This is a genomic window from Streptomyces sp. NPDC091376 (assembly GCF_044757085.1).
In the GTDB taxonomy this organism is placed as follows: domain Bacteria; phylum Actinomycetota; class Actinomycetes; order Streptomycetales; family Streptomycetaceae; genus Streptomyces; species Streptomyces pratisoli.
In genome coordinates, this window is record NZ_JBIVUF010000003.1 from 1 (window position 1) to 14,417 (window position 14,417).

Sequence of the window (14,417 nt, forward strand, 5' to 3'; positions counted from 1 at the left end):
GGGCGCTTCCCTTCGGTGTTTCCAGCTTAGCAGATCCGATTTCCGTTTCTGCCACCCGCTGGAGCGGGCTGCCGGGCCGTTCTACCGCTTTCGCGATTTCCCTTTCCGGACTTCGGAACTCTATCAGCCTTTTTCCGTCCGTCTGACCGACCACGTCTGCGGACATGCAGAGGTGTAGACCAGTTACGATGTCGGGGCTTGATAGGCGCTGCCGACCCATGACACGTAGTCGCGTCGTGGCCAGGCAGGGGTACGACAGTACATGTCGCCGGTAGACGAGGCAAATCGTTTCCGGAGCCCTCCAGGTCCGCTCAACTGGTAGCTCTCGTACGGAACCTGGACTTCCTATGACATACGCTTCTGAACAGTACGCCGTCCAGGACAGGCAGTGACGGCGACAGTTGAATCTCCACCCCTGGGAGGCCCCCCATGACAACCGTGACGTCGCCTCTGGCCGGCCGTGCCATCGGGCTTGCCGCTGTGCCCGATCCGGTGTTCTCCGGTGCGATGGTCGGCCCCGGTACCGCGATCGATCCCGTACGTGAACCGTCCGAGGCCGTGTCTCCCGTGGATGGCATCGTTGTCTCCCTGCACCCGCACGCCTTCGTCGTCGTCGACTCCGAGGGGCACGGAGTGCTGACCCACCTCGGCATCGACACGGTGCAGCTCAATGGGGAGGGCTTCGAGCTCCTCATCAACAAGGGCGACACCGTGACCCGTGGCCAGGCCGTCGTGCGCTGGAACCCCGTCGCCGTCGAGGCGGCCGGCAAGTCCCCGATCTGCCCCGTCGTGGCGCTCGAGGCCTCGGCCGACGCACTGGCCGGTGTCCGTGAGGACGGCGATGTGAAGTCCGGCGACGAGCTGTTCAGCTGGCAGTGACCGCGCCGTCGTAGAGACGGATTCGCCGTCGTGGAGACGGGCCAGTGGTAGATCCATCGCGGCGGCTGGGACCGCCGCACAATCGGAGACGGGTGAAATGGAGACAACGCTGCGAGGCGTCGGCGTGAGCCACGGGGTGGCGATCGGCGAGGTTCGGCACATGGGTACGGCGGTTCTGGAACCGCCGGCCAAGCAGATCCCGGTGGAGGACGCCGAGCGCGAGCAGGGGCGCGCCAGGCACGCCGTCGACGCTGTGGCCGCCGATCTTGTCGCGCGCGGCAATCTGGCCGGCGGCGAGGCTCAGCACGTGCTCGAGGCACAGGCCATGATGGCCCAGGACCCGGAGCTCATGGCGGATGTCGACCGGCGCATCGCCGTCGGCAGCACGGCCGAGCGGGCCGTGTACGACGCCTTCGCCGCGTACCGGGCTCTGCTGGCAGGGGCCGGTGAGTATCTGGCCGGGCGTGTGGCCGACCTCGACGACGTACGGAACCGGATCGTGGCACGCCTGCTCGGTGTGCCGATGCCGGGTGTGCCGGACAGCGACGAGCCCTACGTACTGATCGCGCGGGACCTCGCTCCCGCGGACACGGCGCTGCTCGACCCGACGCTGGTGCTCGGTTTCGTCACCGAGGAGGGCGGGCCGACCAGCCACAGCGCGATTCTGGCGCGGGCCCTCGGGGTCCCGGCCGTGGTGGCGCTGCCGGGCGCCTGTGAGCTGGCGGAGGGCACGGTCGTCGCGGTGGACGGCAGTACGGGTGAGATCTTCGTGGAGCCGAGCGGCGAGCGGCGAGCGGCGCTGACCGAGGCTGCTGCGGAGCGGAAGGCCGCGCTCGCGGCGTCCACCGGTCCGGGTGCGACGTCCGACGGGCACAAGGTGCCCCTGCTGGCGAACGTCGGCGGTCCCGCGGACGTGCCGGCGGCGGTGGCCGCCGGGGCCGAGGGGGTCGGTCTGTTCCGCACCGAGTTCCTCTTCCTCGACGACAGCAAGCAGGCGCCGTCGGAGGCCAAGCAGGTCGAGGCGTACCGGAAGGTGCTGGAGGCGTTTCCCGAGGGCCGGGTGGTCGTGCGGGTGCTGGACGCGGGTGCGGACAAGCCGCTCGACTTCCTGACGCCCGCGGACGAGCCGAACCCGGCGCTGGGTGTGCGCGGGCTGCGGACTCTGCTCGATCATCCCGACGTTCTGCGGACGCAGCTGACCGCGCTGGCCAAGGCCGCCGAGGGGCTGCCCGTCTATCTCGAGGTCATGGCGCCGATGGTCGCGGACCGCACGGACGCGAAGGCGTTCGCAGACGCGTGCCGTGCGGCGGGGCTGAACGCGAAGTTCGGCGCGATGGTCGAGATTCCGTCCGCCGCGCTGCGGGCGCGCTCGGTGCTGCAGGAGGTGGAGTTCCTGTCGCTGGGCACGAACGACCTGGCGCAGTACACGTTCGCGGCCGACCGGCAGGTGGGTGCGGTGTCGCGGCTGCAGGACCCGTGGCAGCCCGCGCTGCTCGACCTCGTGGCGCTGTCCGCGGATGCGGCCAAGGCCGAGGGCAAGAGCTGTGGTGTCTGTGGTGAGGCGGCGTCGGATCCGCTCCTGGCCTGTGTGCTGACCGGTCTCGGAGTCACCTCTCTCTCGATGGGCGCGGCGTCGATTCCGTATGTGCGGGCGACGCTGGCGAAGTACACGCTGGCTCAGTGCGAGCGTGCGGCCGCCGCGGCGCGTGCAGCGGACACCGCCGAGGAGGCGCGGCTCGCCGCGCAGGCGGTGCTGTCCGGGGAGTGACCTGACGGCCGGTGTGTGGAGGGGCTTCCCGCCTGTGCGGCGGGGAGCCCCTCCTTCGTTCCCCGGGGTCAGTCGCCCAGGTCGAAGCCCGCGCAGTACTGGACGCCGGGCTCCGGGGAGAGTGGCTCTCCGGTGTCCGCGTCCGTGCAGTAGGCGCTGAAGACCTCGCCCTCGGTGAGCGGGACGAGGCGGCCGTGGTGGAGTCGCCAGCCGTGGAGCCGGTCGGGGGCGTCGGCCGCGGACGTCCGGAGCACGACGCCTCCGGGGCTGCCGAGGGCGATGCCGACGGCGAGGACCGTGGTGAACTCGGCGCCTTCGGTGGGGTCGAGCTCGGCCGGTGCGGTGGCGTCGCGTGTGGTGGTGTGGAGGACCGCCAGGAGTTCGTCCTCGGTGGCGGGGACACTGCACACGAGGTGGTGGGTCCCCGGGCCCGCGCCGGCGAGAAGAGCGAGCAGCAGCTGTGAGGCGCGCTCGAACGCGGAGCGGCCGAGGTGGTCGCCGCAGTCCGTGCAGCCGCCGAGGTCTCCGAGCAGGGCGGTGGCGTACTGCCATGTGGCGTGGCGGACGGAGAGGTTGACGAGCAGGGGAACGAGGTCGTCGATCGGCTGGCCGGTGTAGGCGACGGCGGCGCCGGCGGCCGCGACCTCCGCGGTGTAGCGGCCGCGGCTGGCGGAGGAGTCCGGGTCGAGTCCGCGCTCCGTGCAGAATGCGGCGAAGTCCTCCGGGTCGAACAGGGCTACCGCGGTGTGCCCTCCCTGCTCGGACAGTCCTCTGAGCAGGTCCTCGACGTGGTGGAGATAGTCGGGGTGGTCGTCGAAGGCGAAGCTCCGGTAGCGGCGCATGGCCGCGAAGTCGTGGTCGTCGGCCAGGAGGCCGACGGTGGACGCCACGTCACGGCGCAGTGCTCGCCGCACGGACTGCCGCTTGTTCCTGGTGCGCGTCTTGTTCCTGGTTCGGGTCATGAATCCCCCTGGTCCCCGTGAGCGCTGTTGATCAGTGCTCACTCACCGTAACCATGAGCACTGACAACGTGACGTCGCGAGGTCCGTCGGCGGGGATCAGCCCCGGTTGCGGGCCAGGTCCTCGTAGAAGTGCAGCAGGTCGAGGTTGTCGACCGACCCGGGGTTGACGGCCTTGGCGAGGGCGGTGCCCTGGAGGAGGCGCTTGACCGGGACCTCGATGCGCTTGCCGGTGAGGGTGTGGGGGATCCCGGGGACCTCGATGATGTCGTCCGGGACGTGGCGTGGGGAGAGCTGTTCGCGGATGGTCTGCTTGATGCGGGCGCGCAGGGTCTCGTCGAGGACCGCGCCGGGTGCGAGGTGGACGAAGAGCGGCATCCAGTAGCCGCCGTCCGGTTCTTCGAGGCCGATGACGAGGGATTCGCGGATCTCGGGCAGTCGTTCCACGGCTTCGTAGATGTCGGCGGAACCCATGCGTACGCCCTGGCGGTTCAGGGTGGAGTCGGAGCGGCCGTGGATGACGACGGAGCCGTGGTCGGTGATGGTGATCCAGTCGCCGTGGCGCCAGACGCCGGGGAACATCTCGAAGTAGCTGTCGTGGTAGCGGCTGCCGTCGGGGTCGTTCCAGAAGTGGATCGGCATGGACGGCATGGGGTTGGTGACGACGAGTTCGCCGACCTCGCCGATCACGGGCTTGCCGTGCGGGTCCCAGGCCTGGAGGTCGGTGCCGAGGCAGGCCGCCTGGAGTTCGCCGATGTGGACGGGGAGGGTGGGGACGGCGCCGGCGAAGCAGCTGCAGACGTCCGTTCCGCCGCTGACGGAGGCGATCCACAGGTCCTCGCGGACCTCGTCGTGGAGCCAGCGGAACCCGTCGGGCGGGAGCGGGGAGCCGGTGGTGGCGACGCACTGGACGCGGGAGAGGTCGTGGTCGCGTGCGGGGTGGACGCCGGCCTTGCGGCAGGCCATGACGTAGGCGGCGGAGGTGCCGAAGAGGGTGGCTCCGGTGCGTTCGGCGATGGCCCACTGGGCGCCGGTGTCGGGGTGGCCGGGGCTGCCGTCGTACAGGATGACGGTGGTGCCGGTGAGCAGGCCGGAGACGAGGAAGTTCCACATCATCCAGCCGGTGGAGGTGTACCAGAAGAAGCGGTCGCCGGGGCCGAGGTCGCAGTGCAGGCCGAGCTGCTTGAAGTGTTCGAGGAGGATGCCGCCCTGGGACTGGACGATCGCCTTGGGGAGGCCGGTCGTTCCGGAGGAGTAGAGGACCCAGAGCGGGTGGTCGAAGGAGACCTGCTCGTAGACGGGCTCGGTGTCGGCGGAGGTCAGTTCGGACCAGTCGAGGGCGCCTTCGGGGGCCGGGGTGCCGAGCAGCGGGATGTGGACGACGGCGCGGAGGGTGGGCAGTTCGCGGCGGAGTTCGGCGACGGTGTCGGTCCGGTCGTGTTCCTTGCCGCCGTAGCGGTATCCGTCGACGGTGAAGAGGACGACGGGTTCGACCTGCTGGAAGCGGTCGAGGACGCTGCGGGCGCCGAAGTCGGGGGCGCAGGAGGTCCATACGGCGCCGACGGCGGCGGTGGCGAGGAGGGCGGTCATGGCCTGCGGGATGTTGGGCAGGTAGCCGCTGACGCGGTCGCCCGGGCGTACGCCGAGGGCGCGCAGCTGCGCGGCGAGCGAGCCGACCTGGTGGCGCAGCTCGGTCCAGCTGATGGAGGCCGGGTCATGTGTCTCGTCCACATGGATGAGGGCCGGTTCGTGGGCGCGGGCGGGGTCATCGGCGGTGCGCAGGGCGTGCTCGGCATAGTTGAGCGTGGCGCCGGGGAACCACTGGGCGCCGGGCATGGTGCGGTCGGCGAGGACGCGTTCGTACGGGGTGGAGAACCGTACGTCGAACCAGTCGGCGACCGCCTGCCAGAAGGTGTCCAGCTCGTCTACGGACCAGCGGTGCAGCGCGGGGTAGCCGCCTTCGGCCGGGGCGCCGTACCGTTCGGCGGCCCAGGCCTGGAAGCGGGTGATCCGGGCGGCGGCGATGCGGTCGGCGTCCGGCTGCCAGAGGGGGGCAGGGTTCACTGCTGAGGTCATGGGGCGGCTCCCGGGCGGCGGTGTGGCTCTGCGCGTGGTCGGCAGGTGGTCGGCACGTGGTCTACGTGTGTTCCCGCGCGGAGCGTGGGTGTGCTTTCGCGCGGCTGACAGGGACGATGCCATGTGATCGTCTTCCGCACCAGGGTTCGCCACCCATGGCGAACCGGCTGATTGTGTGCTCCCACCACGGGTGAACGGCAGTTGAACGATCCCCGCCAAGCCCCTGGTGGATGGCAGGCTGAGCAGCATGGACGGTCGTGAGCTGGTGCGTTCGGTAAGGGTCTTCGGGACGGTGCAGGGGCTGCGCGCCGCGCGTTCGGCGTGGCGCCGGAGACGTACGGACGCATGGGGCCTGCAGCCGCGGGGCGCGGAACGTGCGCGGGTGCCGGGCGCGGTGACCGGGGCCGAGCCGCTGCCGGGGGGCGGAATCGTCCGGTTCGCCCGTTCCGAGCTCCGGGTGCGGGTCACGGCCGCCGGTGTCGTCTTCTGGGGTTGGGACGGTGCGGAGCCCGAGCCGTCGTACGCCTTGGAGGGCGCGGCCCCGGAGGCCGATCCCCGCGCCGAGCTGGAGCCGGACAAGGACGGCGGCTGGCGCATCGTGTCCGAACGGGTCACGGTGGCGGTGTCCCGGTACGGCGGGGTCGAGATCCGGACACCGGGCGGGGTCGTGCTCCGCAAGGATCTGCCGCCGCGTTGGTGGGAACCGGTTGACGGCGGGCCGTCGCGCTGGCTGCAGCGCAGCGAAGTCGCCGCGGACGCCCGCTTCTTCGGGCTCGGCGGCAGAGCGTCGGGACCGCGGCTGAGGGACGGTGCGTACCGGCTGTGGAACACCGATCCGCGCGGAAGTTTCGGGCCGGGCGACGATCCGCTGTACATCACGATGCCGGTGCAACTGGTGGTCGCGGACGCCGGTACCCATCTGGCGTTCCTCGACAACTCGTGGGAGGGGCAGGTCACCCTGCGCGAGGGTGAGGAAGGTGCGGGCTCGGGCCATGACCGGCCGGGTACGAGTGAGGTCCGGATGGGGGGCGGGCCGCTGCGCTGCTGGGTGGTCGTGGGCACGCCGGCGCGTGTACTGCGCGGCTGGACGGCGCTCACGGGCGCGCCCGCACTCCCCCCGTCGTGGGCGCTGGGCCCGCAGCACGCGCGCTGGGGCTTCGGCGGTGAGCAGGAGGTCCGCCGGGTGGTGGCGGGCTACCGGGAACGGGGGCTTCCGCTTTCAGCGGTGCATCTGGACATCGACCATTACGACGAGCACCGGGCGTTCACCGTCGACCGTGAGCGCTTCCCGGACCTGCCCGGGCTCGCGAAGGAGCTGCGTGCGGACGGGGTGCGGCTGGTGTCGATCGTCGATCCCGCGGTGAAGGCGGAGCCCGGGTATGCCGTGTACGACGGTGGCGCCGCGACCGGCGCGTTCGTACGCGACGGGCGCGGCCGGGCGGTGCGCGGTGTGGTGTGGCCCGGCGAGTGTGTGTATCCGGACTTCACCGACGAGGCGGTCCGTGCCTGGTGGGGCGAGCTGTACGAGGAGCGGCTCGCCCAGGGCTTCGCCGGCGTGTGGCACGACATGAACGAGCCGGTGTCGTTCGCTCCGTTCGGCGACATGACGCTGCCCCGTTCCGCCCGGCACGCGCTGGAGGGCCGGGGAGGCGATCACCGCGAGGCCCACAACGTGTATGCGCTCGGGATGGCCCGGGCCGGCTACGAAGGGCTGCGGCGGCTCCGGCCCGGGCAGCGCCCGTTCCTGTTCTCCCGGTCCGGCTGGGCGGGGATGCAGCGGTACGGCGGGACCTGGTCCGGTGATGTGGCGACGGGCTGGCCGGGGCTGCGGGCGTCGCTGTCACTGGTGCTGGGGCTCGGCCTGTGCGGGGTGCCGTACTCGGGTCCCGATGTGGGCGGTTTCGACGGCAGCCCTTCGCCGGAGCTGTTCCTGCGGTGGTTCCAGCTGGGTGCGTATCTGCCCCTGTTCCGTACGCATGCGGCGATCGACGCGGGGCGCAGGGAACCGTGGGAGTTCGGGCCGCAGGTCCTTGGCCATGCCAAGGCGGCGCTGCTCGAACGGGAAAGGCTGCGCCCGTACTTCGTGACCCTGGCGCAGCTGGCGCACCTCACGGGGGCGCCCTACGTGCGGCCGTTGTGGTGGGGGGCGCCCGGCGACCGGGCGCTGCGTGACTGCGAGGACGCGTTCCTGCTGGGTGACGCGCTGCTGGTGGCTCCGGTGCTGGAGCCCGGCGCGGACCGGCGGGCGGTGCGGCTGCCGCGGGGGCTCTGGTACGACACCGTGTCCGGCCGCGCGTACGAGGGGCCGGGGCAGGTGCTGCTGGACGCACCGCTGTCACGGATACCGGTGCTGGCGCGGGCGGGTGCGGTGGTTCCCGTACGCGGTGAGGACGGCGGCACCGAGCTGGAGGTGTGGGCGCCCGCGCCGGGACGTACCGGCACGGGTGTGGTCGTCGAGGACACGGCCGGGGTGTCGCCGCGCCCGGTGGTGGAGCGGTACGCGTCGCGGCTGGTGGACGGCCGGGTGGTGGTGGAGCGGGTGTCCGGCGCCGGTGCGGTGCGGGTGGAACGTCCGCTGCGGGTACGGGGAGAAGGTGGCGCTCAGGCGTAGCGGCCCGCGAACCAGTTCCGTACCGCCGTCGTGTGCAGGGGGAAGGCCAGCTCCGCGGGTTCGTGGAGGACGTGCCAGCCCTCGGTCTCGTCGGTGGGGGCGGACGGCGGCAGTTCGGCCGCAGTCCGCAGCGGGAGCAGCCCGAAGAGGAGCAGATGTCCGCCGGGCGAGCTGAGGGCGTCGGCCAGCCGGACGTCCGCGTGCGCAGCCTCGATGCCGGTCTCCTCTCTCAGCTCCCGTACGACCGCGTGCTTCCAGTCCTCGGTCTGGTCGATGAACCCACCGGGCAGGGCGATCCCGCCGAGCTGCGGCTCGATGGTGCGGGTGATGACGACCAGTCCGGTGCCGTGCGTGGTGGTGACGGGCAGGAGTGCGACGGCGACGGGAAGCGGGTTGCGGTACGCGATGTCGCCGCAGGCGGGGCAGCTGCGGGGCCAGGCGGTGGCGCCGAGGTAGCGGGCGCCGCAACTGGAGCAGTGGGAGTCCCTCACGGGCGTGGGGGGCGTGGACGCGCGAACTGCTCCTCCTTCTCCTGCCGTTGCGGCGGCCGTCGCCGCTGCGGCGCTTGCCGGATCGGGAGCATCGGCGGAATCGGGCACGGGTTCGCGGGGCTCGGTCACACGCGGACTGTACGCGACGGCGGGCCCCGCGGCCCGTACGGTCAGGTCAGCGACCTCCACGACACCGGGAAGTCGAAGTAGGTGTCGGGGAACAGCTCCGGCTTGTGGGTGAAGTGCCACCACTCCTCGGGCAGGTTGACGAATCCCGCATCGGCGAGGGTGTTCTTGAGCAGTTGCCGGTTGGCGCGCTGCGCGCCCTGGACGCGTGGGTCCTCGGTGTGCGACAGGGTGTCGAAGCAGTCGAACCCGGTACCCATGTCCGCGGAGTTGTCCGGGAAGCGCTCCGACTGCGGGGCGTAGCAGGGGACGAGGGTTTCGCCGGGGACGTAGGGCCGGGTCTTCTTCGCGGGGAGGCGGACCACGGTGAGGTCGACGGTGCTGCCGCGGCTGTGGCCGGACTTCTCCGCGATGTAGCCGTCCGCGAAGAGTCTCGACTTGTCGACGTGTGGATAGAACTCCGGCTTCATCCGCTCGTCGGCGAGGTCCTCGGCCCAGCGCACGAAGTGGTCGACGGCGCGCTGCGGGCGATAGCAGTCGTAGACCTTGAGCGAGTAGCCCTGGCGCAGCAGCTTTCGCTGCGCCTCGTGGAGGGCCCGGGCGGCCGGGCGGGTGAGGATGCACAGCGGCTGGCGATAACCGTCGATCCGTTCACCCACGAAGTTGTGCGCGGTCGTGTAGCGCATCTCCTGGATGATCGTCGGATCCACGGCACGCAGTGCGACGAACTCCTCGGGGGCCTTGGGTTCGGAGGCGGCCCGGGCGGCGGGCGGGGCCGTGGCGGTGGCCGCGAGCAGGGCCACGGTGGTGAGGGTCAGGGCGCGGAATGCGGTGGTGAGGGTCAGGGCGCGGAATGCGGTGGCGAGTCGTCTCATGCGCATCATGCGCACCGTCTACCAGGAACGGGCGGCCGGGACCACCCCCGTGGATTCCGGCCACCCGTTCATTCGTTCCGGACGCCGAACGGGCTCGTACGGTTCTCGTTCCGGACGAGGGGTCGTCGTCGTTCGCGGGACCGTGGCACACTGACCCCGTACCTGACGGATCGTCAGCTGACGCTGGAATCCCGGGAGTGGCCTTGGCGCGTACGCGTACACCAGTGGTGGCCGGCTGGTTCACCGAGCTCACCGAGGACGGTGACGGGCGGGAGTTCCGGCTGCTCGGCACGCGCTGCCCCGCCTGTTCCGCGGTGTTCTTCCCGCGTGAGGACTCCTTCTGCCGCAATCCCGCCTGTGCGGGCGGCGAGCCGGAGGAGGTCCCGTTGTCGAAGCGCGGCCGGGTGTGGTCGTACACGGACGGCCGATACCGGCCGCCGCCGCCGTACGTCTCCGACCCGGAAGTGGAATGGGAGCCCTGCACGCTGGTCGCCGTCGAGCTCGCGGCGGAGGGGATGGTGGTCCTCGGGCAGGCGGCTCCCGGTGTGACCGTCGCGGACCTGAGCGTCGGCATGGAGGTCGAAGTGGTACCCGGAATCCTTCACGAGGACGCCGAGACCGTCTGGACGACGTGGCACTGGCGCCCGGCGGAGGCGGACCGGTGAGCGACATCGCGGTGCTCGGGGCGGGCATGCACCCGTGGGGCAAGTGGGGCCGGAACTTCGTCGAGTACGGGACCGCCGCGGCACGGGCCGCGCTCGCCGATGCGGGGATCCGCTGGCAGGACGTCCAGTCGGTGGTGGGGGCCGACACGGTCCGCTGCGGCTACCCGGGCTATGTCGCGGGGGCCACCTTCGCCCAGGCCCTGGGCTGGCAGGGGGCGCGCGTCACCAGTGTGTACGCCGCCTGCGCGTCCGGGGCGCAGGCCGTGAACACGGCGAGGGCCCAGATCCTCGCGGGCATGGCCGATGTGGTGCTGGTGGTGGGCGCGGACTCCGCGCCGAAGGGGTTCTTCGCCCCTGCGGGCGGGGACCGTCCGGACGATCCGGACTGGCTGCGCTTCCGGGTGCTGGGAGCCACGAACCCGGCCTACTTCGCGCTGTACGCCCGACGCCGCATGGCCCTGCACGGCGACACGGTGGACGACTTCGCGCAGGTCAAGGTCAAGAACGCGGCGGCCGGGGCGCTCAATCCGTACGCCCGCTACCGCACGACGGTGACCGCCGAGCAGGTCGCCGCATCGGCCGTCGTCGCCGATCCGCTGCGGCTCCTCGACATCTGCGCCACATCGGACGGTGGCGCCGCTCTGGTGCTGTCGAGCATGGAGTACGCCCGTCGGCACGGCGTGCCCGATCCCGTCCGTGTCCGAGCCGTCTCGACCGTGACCCCCACCTACCCGAGGACCGTGCTCGACCTCCCCGACATCGCCACGGACTCGGCGGTCGCCATGGACCCGGCCGTCGCCATGGAACCGTCGCCGCCGGGTTTCCGGGCGGCGATCGCGCTCGCCGCCTACGAGGAGGCCGGACTCGGCCCCGAGGACCTGGCGCTCGCCGAAGTGTACGACCTGTCCACGGCACTGGAGCTGGAGTGGTACGAGGACCTCGGGCTGTGCGGTGTCGGTGAGGGGGCGAAGCTGGTGCGGGAGGGCGCGACGGCGCTCGGCGGCCGGCTGCCGGTCAACGCGAGCGGTGGGCTGGCCTCGTTCGGCGAGGCCGTCCCCGCGCAGGCCATCGCCCAGGTGTGCGAGCTGACCTGGCAGTTGCGCGGCAACGCGGGCGAACGCCAGGTCCCCGGGGCCCGGGCCGGAATCACCGCGAACCAGGGGCTCTTCGGCCATGGCTCGGCGGTCGTCGCCGTCCGGTGACCGACCGCCCGGCCCGGGAGGGGGACCGACCATCTGGGGGAACGACCGTCCGGCCCGGGTTGGCGTTCCCTGTGACGAGTCCGCCACGTGCCGTGAACTGGGCGTGCTGTCGGCGACCTTGACGGGGCAGTAACCCCGGGGAAAACTGCCTCTTCGTCGGCGCCGGTGCCTTCGGCACCACCGCGGTCCGGCACGCTCACCACGCTCGTCACGGACGCCGTGCACGGCATGGGGCATCCCTGTGGTCCGCCCTGCCATCGGCTCCGTAGCCATGGGAACCACACCCAGCCCAGGAGCCGCCATGAGCAACGCAGACATCGTCCTCGGTGAGGTCATCGGGACAGCGATACTGATCCTTTTCGGCGCGGGTGTGTGCGCCGCGGTCACCCTGCACCACTCCAAGGCGAAGGCGTCGGGCTGGATCGTCATCGCCTTCGGCTGGGGTTTCGGCGTGCTGGCGGGCGCGTACACCGCGGCGCCGCTGTCCGGCGGCCATCTCAATCCGGCCGTGACCGTGGGCATCGCGGTCGACACCGGCGAGTGGGGCAAGGTGCCCCTGTACATCGCGGCCCAGCTGGTCGGGGCGGCACTCGGCGCCGTACTGGCCTGGCTGGCCTACTACGCGCAGTTCCAGGCGAACGCCGACCTCACGCACGCCCAGCCGACGCTCGGAATCTTCTCGACCGCCCCGGAGATCCGCAAGCCGGTCGCGAACCTGGTCACCGAGATCGTCGCCACCATCGCTCTGGTGCTCCCGATCCTCGCCTTCGGCCGCAACGCCGGCATCGGAATCGGCCCGATCCCGGGCGAGGCCGCCGGGATCTACGGCTCCGGGATCTCGGTCCTGCTGGTGTCGCTGCTCGTCGTCGGCATCGGCCTGTCGCTCGGCGGGCCGACCGGATACGCCATCAACCCGGCCCGCGACCTGGGGCCACGCCTCGTCCACACGCTCCTGCCCATCCCCAACAAAGGCACGTCCGACTGGGGTTATGCCTGGATTCCCGTGACCGGACCCCTCGTCGGCGGACTCCTCTCGGGCATCGTCTTCAACGCAGTGTTCTGACCATGAAACCGGGGGCCCGGCCCCCAGACCCAAAGGGACGTCATGACGGACACCTCCCAGAAGTACGTCGCCGCCATCGACCAGGGCACCACGTCCAGCCGCTGCATCATCTTCGACCAGGACGGCGCGATCGTCGCCGTCGATCAGCGGGAGCACCGTCAGATCTTCCCCAAGCCCGGCTGGGTGGAGCACGACGCCACCGAGATCTGGTCCAAGGTCCAGGCGGTGGTCGCGGGAGCGCTCGCCAAGGCAGGGCTGCGAGCCGCACAGCTGAGCGCGCTCGGCATCACCAACCAGCGCGAGACGACGGTGCTGTGGGACCGGGCGACCGGCAAGCCCGTGCACAACGCGATCGTCTGGCAGGACACGCGGACAGCGGCGCTGTGCACCGAACTGGGCGGCACGGACGGGCAGGACCGTTTCCGCGAGACCACCGGACTGCCGCTCGCCAGCTACTTCTCCGGTCCCAAGGCGGCCTGGCTGCTGGACCATGTGCCGGGGCTGCGGGGGCGGGCCGAGCGCGGGGAGATCGCGTTCGGCACCATCGACTCCTGGCTGATCTGGAATCTGACCGGCGGCACGGAGGGCGGCGTCCACGTCACGGACGTCACCAACGCCTCCCGCACCATGCTGATGAGCCTGGAGACCCTGCAGTGGGACTCCTCGATCCTCGCCGCGATGAACGTTCCGGAGGCGGTCCTGCCGGAGATCAGGTCCTCGGCCGAGGTGTACGGGACGGCCGTGGGCCAGCTCGAAGGCGTACCGGTCGCCTCCGCACTCGGCGACCAGCAGGCCGCGGTCTTCGGCCAGGCCTGCTACGACACGGGCACGGCGAAGAACACGTACGGGACGGGGAGTTTCCTCCTGCTCAACACGGGAAGCCGGCCGGTCCCGTCCAAGAGCGGTCTCATCACGACCCTCGGCTACAAGATCGGCGACTCGGCCCCGGCCTACTGCCTCGAAGGCTCCATCGCGATCACCGGCGCCCTGGTGCAGTGGTTCCGCGACCAGTTGGGGATCATCCGCAGCGCCGACGAGATCGAGACGCTCGCGGCGAGCGTCGACGACAACGGTGGCGCGTACATCGTCCCGGCGTTCTCCGGTCTCTACGCGCCCTACTGGCGCGCCGACGCCCGCGGCGTCATCACGGGTCTGACGAGGTACGTCACCAAGGCCCATCTGGCGCGGGCGGTGCTGGAGGCCACGAGCTGGCAGACGCGTGAGGTGGTCGACGCGATGTACCAGGACTCGGGGGTGCCGATCACCACGCTGAAGGTCGACGGCGGGATGACCGCGAACCAGCTGCTCATGCAGCATCAGGCGGATGTGCTGGGCGTACCGGTGATCCGGCCGAAGGTGTCCGAGACGACCTGTCTCGGTGCGGCGTACGCGGCCGGCCTCGCCACCGGGGTCTGGGGCGGGCTGGACGAGTTGAAGGCCCACTGGCAGCGAGATGTGGAGTGGTCGCCCCGCATGGCCGCGGACGTCCGCGAGCGGGAGTACGACAACTGGCGCAGGGCGGTGGAGCGGAGCTTCGGCTGGCACAGGGAGGACGGTGCGTGAACCGCGTGGACGGCGCGTGAACGCCGTTCGAAGGCCGTTGCGTACGGCCCCATGAACCACGGCCCGTACCCCTGTCGGTGGGGGTACGGGTCGTGTCGTCCGTCCGCACGTCGCGGTGGTCGCGGGCTCGCGTTCCCCG

Annotated in this window: 11 protein-coding genes; 7 read left to right on the top strand and 4 right to left on the bottom strand. The window is 71.2% G+C overall.

The features are described 5' to 3' along the window. The first annotated feature begins 429 nt into the window (after window positions 1-429). Window positions 430-879: a PTS glucose transporter subunit IIA gene (locus ACIQMR_RS07775; RefSeq protein WP_358662329.1), complete on the top strand. Its 450-nt coding sequence runs from the start codon at window positions 430-432 to the stop codon at window positions 877-879. 97 nt (window positions 880-976) lie between these two features. Beyond that, on the top strand, window positions 977-2,647 hold the full coding sequence (gene ptsP, locus ACIQMR_RS07780) for a phosphoenolpyruvate--protein phosphotransferase (protein ID WP_401384138.1): 1,671 nt from the start codon (window positions 977-979) through the stop codon (window positions 2,645-2,647). 68 nt (window positions 2,648-2,715) lie between these two features. Here the strand turns inward: ptsP and ACIQMR_RS07785 are convergent, their stop codons facing one another. Together ACIQMR_RS07785 and ACIQMR_RS07790 are read right to left on the bottom strand one after the other, a co-directional pair. Then, complete coding sequence (locus ACIQMR_RS07785) at window positions 2,716-3,609, bottom strand: hypothetical protein (protein WP_401384140.1); 894 nt, start codon at window positions 3,607-3,609, stop codon at window positions 2,716-2,718. A gap of 96 nt (window positions 3,610-3,705) precedes the next feature. Then, complete coding sequence (locus ACIQMR_RS07790) at window positions 3,706-5,682, bottom strand: acetoacetate--CoA ligase (protein WP_401384143.1); 1,977 nt, start codon at window positions 5,680-5,682, stop codon at window positions 3,706-3,708. Between the two features lie 247 nt (window positions 5,683-5,929). On the opposite strand from ACIQMR_RS07790, the gene ACIQMR_RS07795 reads away from it, so the two are divergent. After that, window positions 5,930-8,293 (top strand): glycoside hydrolase family 31 protein, encoded by a 2,364-nt coding sequence (locus ACIQMR_RS07795; RefSeq protein WP_401384144.1) that lies wholly within the window; start codon window positions 5,930-5,932, stop codon window positions 8,291-8,293. Here ACIQMR_RS07795 and ACIQMR_RS07800 read toward each other — a convergent pair. Together ACIQMR_RS07800 and ACIQMR_RS07805 are read right to left on the bottom strand one after the other, a co-directional pair. Beyond that, window positions 8,284-8,913 carry an NUDIX domain-containing protein gene (locus tag ACIQMR_RS07800; protein WP_401384147.1) on the bottom strand — a complete coding sequence of 210 codons (630 nt, stop codon included), beginning with the start codon at window positions 8,911-8,913 and terminating at the stop codon, window positions 8,284-8,286. The two genes, ACIQMR_RS07795 and ACIQMR_RS07800, sit on opposite strands and share 10 nt — an antisense overlap. Window positions 8,914-8,954: 41 nt before the next feature. Continuing rightward, window positions 8,955-9,794, bottom strand: a complete 840-nt coding sequence (locus ACIQMR_RS07805; RefSeq protein WP_401384149.1) for a M15 family metallopeptidase — start codon at window positions 9,792-9,794, stop codon at window positions 8,955-8,957. 194 nt (window positions 9,795-9,988) lie between these two features. Here ACIQMR_RS07805 and ACIQMR_RS07810 point away from each other — a divergent pair, with 194 nt between their 5' ends. From ACIQMR_RS07810 to glpK, 4 genes are all read left to right on the top strand, one after another. Next, entirely contained in the window at window positions 9,989-10,450 is a 462-nt protein-coding gene (locus tag ACIQMR_RS07810; protein ID WP_401384151.1) for a Zn-ribbon domain-containing OB-fold protein, read from the top strand. A gap of 26 nt (window positions 10,451-10,476) precedes the next feature. Next, window positions 10,477-11,652, top strand: a complete 1,176-nt coding sequence (locus tag ACIQMR_RS07815) for a lipid-transfer protein (protein WP_401384915.1) — start codon at window positions 10,477-10,479, stop codon at window positions 11,650-11,652. 301 nt (window positions 11,653-11,953) lie between these two features. Then, the gene (locus ACIQMR_RS07820) at window positions 11,954-12,715 is read left to right on the top strand and encodes an MIP/aquaporin family protein (RefSeq protein WP_401384154.1); all 762 of its coding nucleotides are present in this window, start codon (window positions 11,954-11,956) and stop codon (window positions 12,713-12,715) included. A 42-nt stretch (window positions 12,716-12,757) separates the two neighbouring features. Further along, window positions 12,758-14,278: a glycerol kinase GlpK gene (gene glpK / locus ACIQMR_RS07825; protein ID WP_401384156.1), complete on the top strand. Its 1,521-nt coding sequence runs from the start codon at window positions 12,758-12,760 to the stop codon at window positions 14,276-14,278. The last annotated feature ends 139 nt before the right edge of the window (window positions 14,279-14,417 follow it).

What these genes read in the sequence shown, in the direction of transcription:
- ACIQMR_RS07775 (WP_358662329.1), top strand. Translation starts at nt 430, where the DNA reads ATGACAACCGTGACGTCGCCTCTGGCCGGCCGTGCCATCGGGCTTGCC.
- ptsP (WP_401384138.1), top strand. Translation starts at nt 977, where the DNA reads ATGGAGACAACGCTGCGAGGCGTCGGCGTGAGCCACGGGGTGGCGATC.
- ACIQMR_RS07785 (WP_401384140.1), bottom strand. Translation starts at nt 3,609, where the DNA reads ATGACCCGAACCAGGAACAAGACGCGCACCAGGAACAAGCGGCAGTCC.
- ACIQMR_RS07790 (WP_401384143.1), bottom strand. Translation starts at nt 5,682, where the DNA reads ATGACCTCAGCAGTGAACCCTGCCCCCCTCTGGCAGCCGGACGCCGAC.
- ACIQMR_RS07795 (WP_401384144.1), top strand. Translation starts at nt 5,930, where the DNA reads ATGGACGGTCGTGAGCTGGTGCGTTCGGTAAGGGTCTTCGGGACGGTG.
- ACIQMR_RS07805 (WP_401384149.1), bottom strand. Translation starts at nt 9,794, where the DNA reads ATGATGCGCATGAGACGACTCGCCACCGCATTCCGCGCCCTGACCCTC.
- ACIQMR_RS07815 (WP_401384915.1), top strand. Translation starts at nt 10,477, where the DNA reads ATGCACCCGTGGGGCAAGTGGGGCCGGAACTTCGTCGAGTACGGGACC.
- ACIQMR_RS07820 (WP_401384154.1), top strand. Translation starts at nt 11,954, where the DNA reads ATGAGCAACGCAGACATCGTCCTCGGTGAGGTCATCGGGACAGCGATA.
- glpK (WP_401384156.1), top strand. Translation starts at nt 12,758, where the DNA reads ATGACGGACACCTCCCAGAAGTACGTCGCCGCCATCGACCAGGGCACC.